At 62.5% G+C, this 14,955-nt stretch carries 12 protein-coding genes; 9 read left to right on the top strand and 3 right to left on the bottom strand.

The annotated features are described in order from the left end of the window. The first annotated feature begins 2 nt into the window (after positions 1 to 2). The 4 genes from GTP45_RS07785 (at position 3) to GTP45_RS07800 (ending at position 5,110) form a co-directional block, all read left to right on the top strand. Positions 3 to 3,035 (top strand): glycosyl hydrolase family 28-related protein, encoded by a 3,033-nt coding sequence (locus GTP45_RS07785; protein WP_161013275.1) that lies wholly within the window; start codon positions 3 to 5, stop codon positions 3,033 to 3,035. Continuing rightward, positions 3,025 to 3,900: an alpha/beta hydrolase gene (locus tag GTP45_RS07790; RefSeq protein ID WP_161013276.1), complete on the top strand. Its 876-nt coding sequence runs from the start codon at positions 3,025 to 3,027 to the stop codon at positions 3,898 to 3,900. The genes GTP45_RS07785 and GTP45_RS07790 overlap by 11 nt, the downstream gene beginning before the upstream one ends. A gap of 90 nt (positions 3,901 to 3,990) precedes the next feature. Further along, complete coding sequence (locus tag GTP45_RS07795; RefSeq protein WP_161013277.1) at positions 3,991 to 4,236, top strand: hypothetical protein; 246 nt, start codon at positions 3,991 to 3,993, stop codon at positions 4,234 to 4,236. Positions 4,237 to 4,366: 130 nt separating this feature from the next. Next, positions 4,367 to 5,110: a Crp/Fnr family transcriptional regulator gene (locus GTP45_RS07800; protein ID WP_161013278.1), complete on the top strand. Its 744-nt coding sequence runs from the start codon at positions 4,367 to 4,369 to the stop codon at positions 5,108 to 5,110. On the opposite strand, the gene GTP45_RS07805 is transcribed toward GTP45_RS07800, so the two are convergent. Next, the gene (locus GTP45_RS07805) at positions 5,107 to 5,313 is read right to left on the bottom strand and encodes a hypothetical protein (RefSeq protein WP_161013279.1); all 207 of its coding nucleotides are present in this window, start codon (positions 5,311 to 5,313) and stop codon (positions 5,107 to 5,109) included. The two genes, GTP45_RS07800 and GTP45_RS07805, sit on opposite strands and share 4 nt — an antisense overlap. Before the next feature lie 154 nt (positions 5,314 to 5,467). On the opposite strand from GTP45_RS07805, the gene GTP45_RS07810 reads away from it, so the two are divergent. Together GTP45_RS07810 and GTP45_RS07815 are read left to right on the top strand one after the other, a co-directional pair. Beyond that, positions 5,468 to 6,412, top strand: coding sequence for a fatty acid desaturase (locus tag GTP45_RS07810; RefSeq protein WP_161013280.1), 945 nt, complete (start codon positions 5,468 to 5,470; stop codon positions 6,410 to 6,412). After that, positions 6,409 to 7,203 carry a phosphate/phosphite/phosphonate ABC transporter substrate-binding protein gene (locus GTP45_RS07815; protein ID WP_161013281.1) on the top strand — a complete coding sequence of 265 codons (795 nt, stop codon included), beginning with the start codon at positions 6,409 to 6,411 and terminating at the stop codon, positions 7,201 to 7,203. Before GTP45_RS07810 ends, GTP45_RS07815 begins: the two co-directional genes overlap by 4 nt. On the opposite strand, the gene GTP45_RS07820 is transcribed toward GTP45_RS07815, so the two are convergent. After that, on the bottom strand, positions 7,200 to 8,138 hold the full coding sequence (locus GTP45_RS07820) for an aliphatic sulfonate ABC transporter substrate-binding protein (RefSeq protein WP_161013282.1): 939 nt from the start codon (positions 8,136 to 8,138) through the stop codon (positions 7,200 to 7,202). The genes GTP45_RS07815 and GTP45_RS07820 overlap by 4 nt on opposite strands. Positions 8,139 to 8,422: 284 nt before the next feature. On the opposite strand from GTP45_RS07820, the gene GTP45_RS07825 reads away from it, so the two are divergent. The 3 genes from GTP45_RS07825 to GTP45_RS07835 all read left to right on the top strand — a co-directional run bounded on the left by GTP45_RS07825 (position 8,423) and on the right by GTP45_RS07835 (position 12,975). After that, positions 8,423 to 8,959 carry a flavin monoamine oxidase family protein gene (locus GTP45_RS07825; RefSeq protein ID WP_229258385.1) on the top strand — a complete coding sequence of 179 codons (537 nt, stop codon included), beginning with the start codon at positions 8,423 to 8,425 and terminating at the stop codon, positions 8,957 to 8,959. A gap of 649 nt (positions 8,960 to 9,608) precedes the next feature. Beyond that, positions 9,609 to 11,192: a rhodanese-related sulfurtransferase gene (locus GTP45_RS28355; protein ID WP_371874425.1), complete on the top strand. Its 1,584-nt coding sequence runs from the start codon at positions 9,609 to 9,611 to the stop codon at positions 11,190 to 11,192. 85 nt (positions 11,193 to 11,277) lie between these two features. Beyond that, positions 11,278 to 12,975 (top strand): methyl-accepting chemotaxis protein, encoded by a 1,698-nt coding sequence (locus tag GTP45_RS07835; RefSeq protein ID WP_161013284.1) that lies wholly within the window; start codon positions 11,278 to 11,280, stop codon positions 12,973 to 12,975. On the opposite strand, the gene GTP45_RS07840 is transcribed toward GTP45_RS07835, so the two are convergent. Beyond that, a complete protein-coding gene (locus GTP45_RS07840) occupies positions 12,976 to 14,928 on the bottom strand; it encodes a TonB-dependent receptor (protein WP_229258386.1) in 1,953 nt (650 codons plus the stop codon). It lies immediately after the preceding gene. Positions 14,929 to 14,955: the final 27 nt, after the last annotated feature.

A 14,955-nucleotide genomic window follows, 5' to 3' on the forward strand; every position in this document is an offset into this window, starting at 1 on the left:
AGATGAAAGCAATGTTGAATATGCTGGCCGCAGCAGCTCTTGCTGCGCCCTTGCTGGTGCAGGCCGCGTCGGTGTCGGCCTACCAAACCATGCCGGACGATCCGCGCGCGGTCAAAGTGAAAGCCGTCGGCGACGGCCGCGCCGACGATAGCGCGGCGATACAGGATGCGCTGAACGCCGCCGCCAACCAGGGCGAGGGCGGGGTGGTGTTCCTGCCGTCCGGCCGCTATCGCATTACCCGTTCGCTGCTGGTGCCGCTGGCGGTGCGCTTGTATGGCGTCGGCCCTACGCGGCCGGTGCTGGTGCTGGGCGCGAACACGCCGGGCTTCCAGAAGGGCGTCGCGAACATGGTGGTGTTCACCGGCGGCGACCAGTACACGGTCGGCAAGGTGCCGGTGCCGGTGAAAAGCGCGGTGCCGTATAGCGAGAATGTGCGCGATGCGAATTCGTCGACCTTCTATTCGGCGATGAGCAATGTGGATTTTGAAATCGGCGACGGCAACCCGGCCGCCGCTGCGGTGCGCCTGCGTACCGCTCAGCACTCGTACTTGAGCCACATGGACTTCCACATCGGTTCCGGCCTGGCCGGCGTGTACATGGTCGGCAACGAGAGCTTCGACCTGAAATTCTACGGCGGCCGTTACGGCATCCTGACCGAGAAGACCTCGCCGGCGTGGCAGTACACGCTGATGGACTCCACCTTTGAAGGCCAGCGCGAAGCAGCAATACGCGGCCACGAGGCCGGCCTCACGCTGGTGAATACCACCATCCGCAATACGCCGGTGGGGATAGAAATGAGCCGTGGCTACGGCGATTGGCTATGGGGCAAGGACGTGCGCTTTGAGAACGTCTCCAAGGCGGCGGTCATTATCAGCAACGAGGATAACGTCTACACGCAGGTCGGCTTCGACAACGCGACGGCGAAGAACGTGCCGGTGTTTGCGCGCTTCCGCGATAGCGGCAAGACCGTGCCCGGTTACGGCCCTACGTACCAAATCAGCGAGTTCAATTATGGCTTGACGTTGCCGGGTCTCGGCAGCGTCGGCAAGTTCGCCACCAACGTCAAAGGCGCGGCCTTGAAAGCGCTGCCCGCACCACGCGCTCCGGTGATGCGTACGCTGCCGGCTACCAGGCAGTGGGCCAGTGTCCGCAGCTACGGCGCGGTGGGCGACGGCGTGACCGACGATACCGCAGCCGTCCAGAAAGCCATCGACGCCAATCGCGTGGTGTATCTGCCGCTGGGCTTCTACCTGGTGCAGGACACCATCCGCCTGAAACCCGACACGGTGCTGATTGGCCTGCATCCCGGCGTAACGCAACTGGTGCTGCCGAACGGCGCGCCGGCCTACGCTGGCACGGACGGGCCGAAGGCGCTGCTGGAAAGTGCCAAGGGCGGCGATGCTATCGTCACCGGTTTCGGTCTCGCCACCGGCGAAGTCAATCCGCGCGCGACGGCGCTGCTGTGGAAAGCCGGCGCCGATTCGCTGGTGGACGATATCCGCATCCAGGGCGGCCACGGCACGCGGCTGTACGACGGCAAGCGCCGCGATCCTTATCAGAAGTCGGCCAACTTCGATCCGACGCTGCATTGGGATCGCCAGTATCCGAGCATCTGGGTGACCGATGGCGGCGGCGGTACGTTTGTCGCGTGCTGGACGCCGAGCACCTTTGCGCAGGCGGGCTTCTACGTCTCCAACACCAAAACGCCGGGCAAGGTGTACGAACTGTCGGCCGAACACCACATCCGCGCCGAGATTGTGCTCGATAACGTCGAGAACTGGGAATTCCTCGCGCCGCAAACGGAGCAGGAGGTGCGCGACGGGATGGATGCGGTGTCGCTGGAAATCCGCAACTCGCACAACATCACCTTTGCCAACTACCACGCGTACCGCGTCACGCGCTCGATCAAGCCGGCCGTGGCGGCGGTGAAGATGACTAACTCGGGCAATATCCGCTTCCGCAACGTGCACGTGAACGCGGAAAGCGGTTTCGCCACTTGCGACGACAACGGCTGCGGTACCTATCTGCGCGCCAGCAAGTACCCGTTCGAGAATACCTTGCAGGATCTGACGCGCAAGCAGGAAGTGCGCGAGCATGAATTCGCGGTGCTCGATATCGGCCCGGCGGCAGCAGCCGCAGCAGCCGCTACACCGCCGGCCACGCAGAAAGTCGACAAGCTGGAAGGCGACTTTTATTCCATCGCCGGCGCGGCTGTCGATGCGCAAGGCAAGCTGTATTTTGTCGATCGCCGTTTCAACCGCATTTACAGCTGGTCGAAAGAGGGCGGACTGGCGGTGGTGCGCGATGCGCCTTTGGATCCGGTGAATCTCGCCATCGATAACAGTGGCGCGATCATGGTGGTGTCGTCGGCCGGGCCGGAGGGCACGGTGTACTCGTTCCGTCCCGAGCAGCCGGCCGGCCCGATCACCATCATCAAACCGACGCCGGCGAAAGCCAATGCCGGCGGGCGGGTGGTGGTGCCGGTGAACTTCTGGCAGAACGGCGAGTTCCGCGACCAGCTTAATTTCGATACCTACGAATTCACCACGCTGGCCGAGATGTTCGCGCGCGACGTGGCGCTGCCCAAGCAGCGCGAATACGTATCGCCGGACGGCAGCCTGGTGCTGCCGGCTTACCGCGTCTTCAAGCAAGGGCCGAACGACCATCTGGGCTACCGCTTCTCCGATACGCTGGACACGCACGGCCTGGTATCGGCCGGCGCCAATGGCCGCGTGGTGTTCACCAACGGTTCAGAGAACCGTACCTTCAGCGGCGTGATCGGCGCGGGCGGCGGCATCACGGACCTCAAGCTGGCGGCCAATCGCGGCGGCGAGAGCGCGGCGGTGGACCATGCGGGCAATGTGTACGTCGCCAACGGCCAGGTATTCGTCTACGCGCCGGACGGCAAGGAGATCGGCCGCATCGATGTGCCGGAACGCCCGCTGCAACTGATCTTCGGCGGTGCAGACAAGCGCACGCTGTTCATCCTTACCCATCATTCGCTGTACGCGACAGGAGTGTTCCATGCGCAGTAAGTTATTCGTGATGTTGCTGGCGCTGTGCGCGCACGCCGGCGCACAGCAACTGCCGCTGTGGCCCGAGGGCGCGCCCGGCTCCGAGCAGCGCCGCAACGAGGCGGAGAAGGTGGAGAACACCTACGTCAGTAATATCCACGCGCCGTCGCTGACGGTGGTGCGCGCCAATCCGCGTCACGCCAATGGCGCCGCCGTCATCATCGTGCCGGGCGGAGGGCATCGCATGCTGGTGTGGCAGAACGAGGGCATGGTAGCGGCCAAGTCGCTCAACCGCTCCGGCGTGACGGCGTTCGTGTTGAAGTACCGTCTGGCGCGCGACCAGGGCTCATCCTACTCGATTGAAAACGATGCGGCGGCCGACCTGCGGCGCGCCGTGCGCTGGGTGCGTGCCCACGCGGCGCAGTACGGCGTCGATCCGCATCGCCTGGGCATCATGGGATTCTCGGCCGGCGGCGAGCTGGTATCGCTGGTGGCGGACAACCCCGAACCATCGCCGCCGGCGCGGCAGGACGCGATCGACAAGCTGAGCGCGCGGCCGGATTTCCAGGTGCTGGTCTATCCCGGCCCGCTGGGTTCGCCTGCCAAGGCGGCGCAAAACGCGCCACCGGCGTTCATCGTCGCCGGTTCCAACGACAAGTGCTGCATGCCGCCAGCGCTGAACCTGTACCAGCAACTGGTGGCGGCCGGCGTATCGGCCGAGCTTCACTTGTATGCCGATACCGACCACGCTTTCAACATGGGCCAGCGTTCGGAGCGTCTGTCCGACGTGCACTGGCCGGACCGCCTGGCGGACTGGCTCAGCGATAGCGGCTGGCTGATTCCGCACAACGGCCAGCCGCCGCTGGGCGTGCCGTCGCCGCAGTAGAGTTGCGCGGCCGCCACTAAGTGCGCCACCGCACGGCGGCCGCTGCGGTAGAATCCGAGAATTGGATTTTATCCATTTCAGGAGGCAGTGATGTCTACCACGCAAACTTTCCGCCCCGATCACCAATCGTCCGAGGTGGTGGAGGCCGGCATCGAGCGGGCCGACCGGGTTGGCCCCGAGATCGCGGCCGCGTATCTGAGCCACCGGGGCGTGCTGGAAAGCGTTATCAAGCGCGTTGTTTCCGAGCCGGAACATCGGCGCAATCCTGGCCGCTTGCGCTCGCGCGACGAGCGCCAGATCGAAGAATCCTCGCGCAGCAGTAAGTTCAAGCCTTAAGTTTCTCGTAGGATCAGGCTGACAACGGCCTATGTTCCCAACCTACATAAGTCCTATACGTGCTCCTATAATCGAGCGCACATAGCGGCGATATAGTGCAACTCACCGATACTTATTGATGAGGCACGATATGTACGCAGCTAACCAGACCACTGTTTCCGCCAGCATCCCACGTGCGATGCAGCAGACCGCAGCACCCGCCGTCAGCCTGATCGGGGCACAACAAAACGAATTGCTGCGCGCCCTGTCGCGCGAAGAACTGGTGGATTTATTTGCGCATCTCGATCTGGTGCCGCTGAACCCAGGCAAGCGCCTGTTCGACACCGGCGAGGTGATGGAGTACGCCTACTTCCCGACCAACGCCATCGTCTCGCTGCAATACGAAACCGAGGACGGCGGCGCTGCCGAAGTGGCCGTAGTGGGCCGCGAGGGCGTGGTCGGCGTTTCCATGTATGAGAACGAGCGCGCCAATTGCAGCGCCGTGGTGCAGGCTGCCGGCTACGGCTACCGCATCAAGTCGGCCGTGCTGCGCCAGGCATTCTTTGGCGGCGGCGCGCTGGCCCAGCAACTGATGCGCCATACCAGCGCCTTGTTTGCACAACTGGCTCAGACCGTGGCCGGCGTCCGTCACGGGAGCATCGAGCAGCGCTTGTGCCGCTGGCTGCTGGAGCGTCTGGATCGTTCCCTGTCCAACGAGTTGAAAGTAACGCAGGAGATGATCGCCAACCTGCTGGGCGTGCGTCGCGAATCGATCACCTGCTGCGCCGGCAAGCTGCAAGAAGAAGGCTTGATCGAATACCGCCGCGGCACCGTCACGGTGCTTGACCGCCACGGCATGGAACGCCGCGCCGGCGGTTGCTATTCCCCTTCCTAATGCAAGTAGCGCGGCGCATGCTGGAGCTGATCCAGCTTGCGCTGCACCAGCTGATACCACGCCTGCGCCCAGCGCGCTGCCCTTTGCGATTCTTCCACCGTCGTCGCCGACATTGCCCTGCGTACCGCCGTCATCTGCCTGTGCAGCGCATAGGCAGCGGGCGTGTACTGGCGCGAGCGGCGAGTTGTGGTTTGCGTATCCATGGAGCGTATTTTGCGGGAGCCATGTAGCTGCGGCTGTACGCTGTCTCACCTAGGCCGGCACCCCGGCGTCCTCGCAAAATCTGCATAAGAAAGCGTGTTTTAATTCGTATCCAGGTTTTTGGGCTCTGCATATACTCGCCCGAAGGGAGAAATTATGCAGGCCTGGATCGATATAGCACAGCGTCAGGAAGTGATTGCAGAGCGTACGCGCCAGCTATGGCGCGGAGAGTGGCCGACATGGCTGCTGATTTTGGCGATACATGGCGGCTGGCTGGCGACGCTGGCGTATTGGCCGCTGCTGGGCGATCCCGCCGCTACCATGCTGATGGTGTGGTGGTGCGCGTGGTATATGTCGCTTCAGCATGAGCTGATTCACGGCCATCCTACGCCGTGGCCACGGCTTAACCGCGTGTTCGGCTATTTGCCGCTGGCGGTGTGGTATCCATACGAGATTTATCGCGAGTCGCACCTGCGCCATCATAATGATTTCGATCTGACCTTGCCGGAGCTGGACGCGGAGAGCACCTACGTGTCGCCGGCCGAGTGGGACGCCATGAGCCGTCCTTTGCGCGCGCTGCGCTGGCTGAATAAAACCTTCTGGGGACGCCTGGCGATTGGGCCTGCCTTGGCGATTGCTTCTACCTGGGGCGCTGCTGCGGGGCGCCTGGCGCGCGGCGATCTGCGCGATGCCGGCGTGTGGCTGCGCCACTTGCTGCTGCTGGCTGCCTTGCTGTGGTGGGTGCAGTCTGCGTTCGGCGTGCCGGCGCTGTGGTATGTGCTGGTGATTTCGTATCCGGCGCAATCGCTGTCGATGATACGCTCGTATTACGAGCATCGTCCGGCCGAAGATCACAAGCAGCGCATCGTATTGAATGGCGCGGGCCTGGTGTTTCGGATTCTGTTCTTGAACAATAATCTGCATCTCGTGCATCACGACCTGCCTTCGCTGCCGTGGTATTTGCTGCCGCGCGTGTATGCCGGCCGGCGCGAGGCTTATAATGCGCGCAGCGGCGGCTTTCACATCAACGGCTACGGAGAACTGATGCGCCGCTATGGTTTCCGCCCGATTGACGCACCTGTACATCCACGCATGCCATGAGCTGGACTGTCTCTCTACCGATGTATAACGTCTCGCCGCGCCTGCAGCGGGAGTATGAGGCCTTGCTGGCTTGCGTTCTATCCGATGCGGGCGTCAGCGATGAGGTGCAGTTATTGGCGGAACCGGAATTGCCGGCATTGTGGCGCCGCCCGGATTTGCTGCTTGGGCAGACTTGCGGCTATCCGTATGTGAGTTTTTTGCGCAGCGTAGCGTCGCTATTGGCGACGCCGTGTTTTGATTTTGCGGGCTGCGATGGCAGCGACTACACCAGCGTGATCGTCACGCGTGCTGTCGATGGCGTCGGCTCGCTGGTCGAGGCGCGCGGACTAACGGCTGCCGCCAATGACCAGCATTCCAACAGCGGCATGAACGTGCTGCGTCACGCGGTTGCGCCGCTGGCGCGCGATGGGCGCTTCTTCGGCAAGGTGAAATGGACTGGTGCGCATGTGGCCAGCCTGCGCGCGGTGAGGGAAGGGGAGGCGGACATCGCCGCCATCGATTGCGTCACGTTTGGCTACTTGCGGGAAGCGTCGCCGTATAGCATTGCGGGGATTAAGGTCTTGCAGTACTCGGCATCCTCGCCCGGCCTGCCTTTGGTGACGTCGCGCGATGTGTCCGAGCCGCTGCAAGCACGCCTGCGCGCCGCGCTATTGACGCCAAGCCCGCAGCTGCGCAAGCACATGGCGGCCCTCCACATCAAAGCCTTCCAGCATCGGCCAGACGCTGACTATAACCGCATCCAGCATCTCGAGGCGGAAGCCCGCGCTGCGGGCTATCCGGTGCTGGCCTAGCGCAGGCGCCAGAGCGGCACGGCGGTGGCGTCGAGTTTGCGCGGGAGGAGGCCTTCGCCATAGAACGCATCTGCAATACGCTGTTGCTCGCCCAGCGCATCCTTCACCACCACCCGCACATCGTAACTGCGCCGGCTATTCGCCAACTCCACCGTCTTCGCATCCAATCCCCACGCGGGCGCCAGCAACTCCGCCGCCTCCTTGGGCGACTGCTTCACCCAACGCCCGGTCTTGCGCAGAGCCTCAAACACCACCGACAACACCTCGGGGTGCGCCGCCGCATACGCGGTCGACGCCAAGTAGTAGCGCTGATAATCCGCCACATTCCGCCCATCCGCCAGCACCCGAACCTGCGACTGATTCTGCACGCCCGCCAGGTATGGATCCCAGGTGACCCACGCCGCCACGCTGCCGCGCTCAAACGCCGCCCGTCCATCGGCTGGCGTCAAATAAGCCGGTTCAATATCCTTGAAGCGCAAGCCCGCCTTATCGAGCGCCGCAATCAGCAAATAATGACTGCCAGCCGCCTTGGTCACCGCAATCTTCTTGCCCTTCAAATCCGCCACGCTATTGATCGACGAGTCCGCGCGCACCACAATCGCCTGCGCAGACGGCGACGGCGCCTCCTGCGCAAAATACGTCAACTGCGCACCAGCCGCCTGCGCAAACACCGGCACCGTATCCGCCACGTCCGCACTTAAATCCACACCGCCGACATTCAAGGCCTCCAGCAACGGCAGGCCGCTGGAGAACTCATGCCAGGTCACCTTCACGCCCAGCGGCGCGAGATCCTGCTCCAGTTGCCCGCGCACTTTCAGCACCGTCAGCAAGGTCGAAGACTTCTGATATCCGATCCGCAGCGTGGAAGGCGCCTTCTGCGCATGCGCAGCAAACGGCAAAAGGGCGAGCAGGGATAACAAGGTACGGCGGTGCATATTGAACTCCTGGAGATAGTTATCTCCTGATGGTACGACGCTCCCCGCGCGCGCGAAACGAATGCTTTCGAGTTTGAATATAGCGCCGCCACATATCGAACCCGAAAACACATTATTCGCAAATTTCATATTTCAATATAAAAAAGAATTAGTTTATGAATAATGTTGGTGCGTCATAAGATCGGCTCAACCTCACCAACCTGGAGTGATTTATGACCGTAACACGCAGGGCATTCCTGATGCAGCTTGCCGCCACCAGCGGCTACACCGCCGCTGCCGCAGCCATGACCACGCTGGGCCTCGGCGCCCCAACCATCGCTTCCGCCGCAGGGCAAACGCCCGCATTAAACCTGGCGCCTGGTTCCGGCAAAGGCACCAAAGTGCTGGTGCTGGGCGCAGGTATTGCCGGCCTGGTGTCGGCCTACGAATTGCGCAAGGCTGGCTACCAAGTCCAGTTGATCGAAGCACGCGACCGCGTCGGTGGTCGTAACTGGACGATTCGCAACGGCACCCGCATAGAACTCAACGACGGCACCACGCAAGTGGCGGACTTTGAGCCGGGCCACTACTTCAACGCAGGCCCGGCGCGCCTACCTAGCCATCACCAAACGATACTCGGCTACTGCCGCGAACTCGGTGTGGAACTGGAGGCGGAAGTAAACACTAGCCGCAGTGCCTACTTCCTGCCCGATGCAGCCAAGGGCGGCCAGCCGATCCAGCTGCGCCGCGCCATCAACGACGCGCGCGGCCACGTTTCCGAGCTGCTGGCGAAAGCCGGTGCCTGTACTGCAAGAGCGCGGCCTGTTCCGGCGCGAATATGAACACAGCACCTTACGTGGTAATCTGGGCCTCGACGTGCCGGAAAATCAGAATACGGCAGCTCGCCGCAAGGCGGCGTAAGGAGGAGACACGATGAGTGAAACACAGATTTTACCGGAGCGCCTGCAGCAGTTCGTCACGCAGCTGGAAGCGGTGATCGGCCAGGACGAGGCGCAGATTGTCGAGCAAGGCTCGGCGCTGCTGCGCGATCTGATCGCGCAGGACGACTGGCTGCCGCCGCAGGCCGCTGTGCCGCATCCGCAGTTCTATCGCCAGTACTTGCTGTACCGCGATCCGGCGGCGCGCTTCTCGATAGTGAGCTTTGTCTGGGGCCCCGGCCAGTCGACGCCGATACACGACCACACGGTGTGGGGCTTGATCGGCCTGCTGCGCGGTGCCGAGATTTCGCACGATTTCCGCCGCACCGCGGACGGCACGCTGGAACGCCACGGCGAACCGCAGCGCCTGGAGACTGGCACGGTGGTGGCGGTATCGCCGACGCTGGGCGATATCCACCAGGTCTACAACGCCTACAGCGACCGTGTATCGGTCGGCATCCACGTCTACGGGGCGGATATCGGCGCGGTCGATCGCAGCGTGTATACCCTGGATGGACAGGTGAAGCCGTTCCGCTCCGGTTACACGCCGCAGATTCCGTACCGCAGCTATCAGCGGGTGAGGGCGGAACTGCTGGCAGGACGTGAGATCGCGCTGCTGGATGTGCGCGAAGAAGATCCGCACGCGCAGGCGCACCCGCTATTCGCCGCCAACTTCCCGTATGGCCGCATCGAGATCGATGCCTACACCAAGCTGCCGCGCCGCGATGTGCCTATCGTGGTGCTGGATGACGGCGAGGGCTTGGCGCTGCCGTCGGCATTGCGCTTGCATCAGTTGGGCTACACCGATGTCGCCGTGCTGGAAGGCGGCGTATCCGGCTGGCGCGATGCGGGCGGCGAGTTATTCCGCGATGTGAATGTGCCGAGCAAATCGTTCGGCGAGCTGGTAGAGCATGAGCGCCATACACCGTCGCTGTCCGCACCGGAAGTAAAGGCGCTGATCGACAAGGGCGAAAACATCGTCATTCTTGATGCGCGCCGCTACGATGAATACCAGACCATGAGCATCCCCGGCAGCATCAGCGTGCCCGGTGCGGAACTGGCTTTGCGCGCGCGCGAGCTGGCGCCTGATCCTTCTACCCGCATCATCGTCAATTGCGCCGGACGTACGCGCAGCATCATCGGCACGCAGTCGCTGATTAATGCGGGGGTACCGAATCCGGTATCGGCGCTGCGCAATGGCACCATCGGCTGGACGCTGGCGGAGCAGCAGCTGGAACACGGCCAGTCGCGCAGCTATCCGCCTGCATCGGACGCCAATCGGCAGACGGCGGCGCGCGATGCCCGCGTGCTGGCCGACCGCGCCGGCGTGCTGCGCCTGGATCGCTCGCAATTGGCGGCGCTGCACCAGGATCGCACGCGCTCCAACTACTTCTTCGACGTGCGCAGTCCCGGCGAATATGGCGATGGCAGGCTGCCGTACTTCCGGTCTGCGCCGGGCGGCCAACTGGTTCAAGAGACCGAACAGTTTGCGCCGGTGCGCGGCGCGCGCATCGTCCTGGCCGATAGCGACGGCGTGCGCGCCAATCTGACCGCGCATTGGCTGCGGCAGATGAATCACGAAGTCTACGTGGTGGACGGCTTAGAGGCCGAAGACTTCAGCGTCTCGGGCGCGTGGAAAGACGAGCTGCCGCCGCAGCCGCAGGTCGACGAAATCAGCGTCGACACGCTGGCGCGATGGCTGGAAGACGCTCCGCAGCAGACGGCGGTGCTGGACTTCACGTCCGGCGTCAACTATCAAAAGCGGCATATCCCGGGCGCGTGGTTTGCGCTGCGTTCGCAGCTGTCTGCGGCTTTGGCGCAACTGCCGGAGGGCGTGCAGCGTTATGTGCTTACATGCGGCAGCAGCTTGTTGGCGCGTTATGTCGTTGCCGACTTGCGTACGCTAACCAAGCTGCCTATCGTGGTGCTAAGCGGCGGCACGGCGGCATGGGCTGCGGCTGGAAAGCCCGTAGAATCAGGCGCGACGCGATTGGCATCGCCGCTGATCGACCGTTATCGCCGTCCGTATGAAGGCACGGACAATCGCGCCGAAGCCATGCAAGCGTATCTCGATTGGGAGTTTGGCCTGGTGGCGCAACTGGGGCGCGATGGCACGCATGGTTTTCGCGTAGTTTGACCTCGACTGGCTGATCTCATACGTTATACTGGATTCAGGCCGCACAGAAGGCCGAATCCCTTCTACTTACATGAGAAAAGTCACAATGACGATTACGAAGCGACTGATATTGACCCTGTCGTTGGCTTTGGTGGCGCTGATTTTTGTTGGCGTCTCCGGCCTTACCCAGCTATCTCGCGCGCAGCAGCGGCTGGACATGGTGCAGACCAACCTGATTCCCAGTATCGCCGGCTTGAATATGGCGAAGGGCTATTTGGCTGATAGCCGCCTGGCTGGTTATCGCTTGTCGGTGTTCTCCAATCTAGCCGATAAAAGCGCGCTGGATAAAGCCTACAACGACGCTCACGCCAAGTTTGACGAGGTAGTGGCGCTGTACGAAAAAGATCGCATCTTCGACGACACCGACCGCAAGATGCTGGAAGCCGACAAGGCGGCGATGGCGGCATATCGTCAGGCGCTGGTGCCATTCCTGGCCGGTGCGCACGCCGGCGACATGGACGCGGTGCGCGCCACGCTGCAAGCGGGTACGCCATTGGCGACGTCGGCGGCTGCTGTTAAAAAAGCCTTTGACGATCATATCGCGTACAACAACAAGCTCAGTGACGACGTGCGCACAGAAAGCGCTGCGGCATATAGCTTTGCATTCCGCTTGCTGGTGACGGTGATTGTGCTGGCGGTGCTGGTGACTGGCGCGCTGGCGTGGCAGTTGTACGTCACTATCAAGACCAGTCTTGAGTCGATTCGCGGCACGCTGGAAGATGTGAGCCAGTCGCTGGATTTGACGCATCAGATCAAAGTCGAGCGCATGGACGAAATCGGCCACACGGCGGTGGCGTTCAACAAACTGCTGGAGCAGATTGCGGGCGTAATCGAGACGGTGCGCAGTTCCACCAGCGCTGTGGGCGCGGCTTCGCAGCAGATCGCGGCAGGTACTGGCGATCTGTCGCAGCGCACTTCGTCCCAGGCGGCGGCGCTGGAGCAGACTGCGGCCAGCATGGAGCAGCTGACTTCTACCGTCGGCCAGAATGCGGACAATGCGCGGCAGGCTAACCAGCTGGCGCGTTCGGCGTCCGAGGTGGCGACGCAGGGCGGTTCGGTGGTGGAGCAGGTGGTGGTGACCATGGGCTCGATCAACGAATCGTCGCGCAAGATCGTGGATATTATCTCGGTCATTGACGGCATCGCTTTCCAGACTAATATCCTGGCGCTGAATGCGGCGGTGGAAGCGGCGCGCGCGGGCGAGCAGGGCCGCGGCTTTGCGGTGGTGGCGACCGAGGTGCGGAATCTGGCGCAGCGTTCCGCAGCTGCGGCCAAGGAAATCAAGGCACTGATTGATGATTCGGTGGAGAAGGTCGGCTCGGGCACCAAGCTGGTGGAACAAGCCGGTAGCACCATGCACGAAGTGGTCTCCAGCATCAAGCAGGTGACCGACATCGTCGGCGAAATCAGCGCCGCGACGCAGGAGCAGAACGACGGCATCGCACAAGTGCACCGCGCGGTCACCGAGATGGATCAGACCACGCAGCAAAACTCCTCGCTGGTGGAGCAAACCGCTGCCGCCGCTACGACCTTGCGCGACCAGGCTGACAAGTTGGAGCAGGTAGTCAGCGCGTTCAAGATCAACGCATCGCGCGCCGCCTATGTGCCGCCGGTACGCGCCGCCACGGTTACCGCACTGCCGAAGGCGCCGCGCGCCAAGCCGGCAGCAAAACCTGCCGCCGCCAAGACAGCGCCGCAAAAACTCAAAGCCGCCTCCTCGGGCGACGAGTGGGAAGAGTTTTGATTAGAAGTGCTTGACCAGCGTTGCGCGCAGGGAGCGGGATTCGATGGGGTGGAAGTGGATGTCGGTGACGGCTTCCGCTTCGCCTTTTAATTGCGAGGCATAGTAGTAGTCGATGGCCGAGTCGCGGCGGTTGGTGATGTTGAAGGCTTCCAGTTCCAGTGACAGGTCTTTCTTGATCTTCCAGCCGAAGCGGCCGTTCAGTGTCATGCTGGCCTTGGAGCGAACGCTGTTGTCTTCGATCAGCGGACGCGGGCCGAAGTAGCGCAGTTTGAGCGAGGCGGAATACGGGCCGCCGTCATCGACAGTCACCGCCAACTGGCCCGTGCCTTCAATCGCACCGGGGATGTAGCTGCCTTCTTCAACCACGCCGCGCGAGCGCGCGCGCGCATAGGCCAGATCCAGATCGACCGACAGCCACTTCAAAGGCTTGTAGTAGTTGGAGAACTCAACACCATAACGGCGGCTTGGCGGGCCGGCCTCGGTGGCGCCTGCGTCGCCGATGTAGACCAGTTCCGAATCGAAGTCCAGGCGATACAAAGACAGCGCGGTTTGCAATCCCGGCAGCCACGAAGTGCGCGCGCCCAGTTCCATGCCGCGTGAACGCACCAGCGGCGTCACCTTGTCTGCCGCAAGGCCGGTCTTGGGATCGATGGTGATGGTGGTTCCGCGCGCGTCGTTGCTATGGAAGCCGCTGCCGAAGTTGGCGTACACCTCGGCCGTTTGCCACGGCCCGTAGATCAAGCTCACACTTGGGCTGAGCAAATGATCGTTAGCCTTGCCCGAATTGGCCGCAAGGTCGCTCTGCACATCAAAGCGATAGCCATCCGCGCGCGCGCCAACCACGGTGCGGAAAGCTGCATTCCAGCGCGTATTGTTTTCGACGTACAGGCCAACGCTAGATTCAACGATATGATCCTGCCGCGTTACCGACAGCGTCTTGCGCGCCTGCGTGTTGACCAAGCTGTTGAAGATATTATCGTTCTGAAGCTGCACGCCGATAGTGGTTTCGCTGTTGCCCGTCTCGGTGTGATGGTGCCAGCTGTGCGACGCATTCAAGCCGCTGGTAATACGCTTGTCCGGCTGCGCAAACTGATCACCATGCACCGGATCATCCATGAAGTAGGTGAAGTTAGACCACAATTCCAGCTGATTGGCGATGATGTAGGCATTGACCTTGGACGCGCTATCTTCTGCGGTACGGCGCCATGCGCCAGATAAGCTGTAACGGTGCGCCTTGCCGCCATCGGTATTGTCGATGGCGTCGTTGCGGCCAATTTGACCATCCTGCACCGCGCGCAACGGAATCTGGTCGGTGGAATTCCAATCGGCCTTGTACGCCATCAGGCTGATATTGAAGCCGTTGTTGGCATAGCCCTCGCTGTAGCGCAGCACTGCGTTCAGCTTTTGATAGTCGTCCGGCCGCGTGAACGGGCCGTCGTTGTGCATCGCCTCCACCGCATACAGCAAGCTGCCGCGCGAGGTCTCCACAGAATCCGCCAGCAGCGCGCGGCCATAGCCATTCTGTCCCGCAGATACGCTAGCCACGCCTTGCAGCAGGCGGTTGGCATACACTACCGAGGCCGTGCCGGCCGACGCAAAGTCGCCTTCCTCCGCAGAGTAGGGGCCTTTCTTGTAATCGAGTCGCACCGCCAATTCGGGAATCAGGAAATTCAAATCAGTCCAACCCTGGCCATGCGCATGGCTGCGCTGATTGACCGGCATGCCGTCTACCGCAGTGCGCAAGTCGGTGCCGTGATCGAGATTGAAACCGCGCAGGTAAAACTGATTGGCCTTGCCTTCGCCGCTGTGCTGGCTCACCACCAAACCCGGCACCGCCTCCAGCACCTCGCCCGGACGATAGACGGTGCGCGCAGCCAGCTCCTCCTGCGTGACGGTGCCGGAACTGGCAGCATCGGCCACGCCGAGTTGATTGGTGCGCGAGCCATCGACCATTACCCTTTGCAGGATCTGGTCGTCGGC

The sequence above is a fragment of the Duganella rivi genome, assembly GCF_009857435.1.
GTDB lineage: Bacteria > Pseudomonadota > Gammaproteobacteria > Burkholderiales > Burkholderiaceae_D > Rugamonas > Rugamonas rivi.

Bases quoted from the DNA above. Each gene is read 5' to 3' on its own strand.
- GTP45_RS07795 (WP_161013277.1), top strand. From the start codon at position 3,991: ATGTCTACCACGCAAACTTTCCGCCCCGATCACCAATCGTCCGAGGTG.
- GTP45_RS07790 (WP_161013276.1), top strand. From the start codon at position 3,025: ATGCGCAGTAAGTTATTCGTGATGTTGCTGGCGCTGTGCGCGCACGCC.
- GTP45_RS07840 (WP_229258386.1), bottom strand. From the start codon at position 14,928: ATGGTCGATGGCTCGCGCACCAATCAACTCGGCGTGGCCGATGCTGCC.
- GTP45_RS07785 (WP_161013275.1), top strand. From the start codon at position 3: ATGAAAGCAATGTTGAATATGCTGGCCGCAGCAGCTCTTGCTGCGCCC.
- GTP45_RS07810 (WP_161013280.1), top strand. From the start codon at position 5,468: ATGCAGGCCTGGATCGATATAGCACAGCGTCAGGAAGTGATTGCAGAG.
- GTP45_RS07835 (WP_161013284.1), top strand. From the start codon at position 11,278: ATGACGATTACGAAGCGACTGATATTGACCCTGTCGTTGGCTTTGGTG.
- GTP45_RS07815 (WP_161013281.1), top strand. From the start codon at position 6,409: ATGAGCTGGACTGTCTCTCTACCGATGTATAACGTCTCGCCGCGCCTG.
- GTP45_RS07820 (WP_161013282.1), bottom strand. From the start codon at position 8,138: ATGCACCGCCGTACCTTGTTATCCCTGCTCGCCCTTTTGCCGTTTGCT.
- GTP45_RS07805 (WP_161013279.1), bottom strand. From the start codon at position 5,313: ATGGATACGCAAACCACAACTCGCCGCTCGCGCCAGTACACGCCCGCT.
- GTP45_RS07825 (WP_229258385.1), top strand. From the start codon at position 8,423: ATGACCACGCTGGGCCTCGGCGCCCCAACCATCGCTTCCGCCGCAGGG.
- GTP45_RS07800 (WP_161013278.1), top strand. From the start codon at position 4,367: ATGTACGCAGCTAACCAGACCACTGTTTCCGCCAGCATCCCACGTGCG.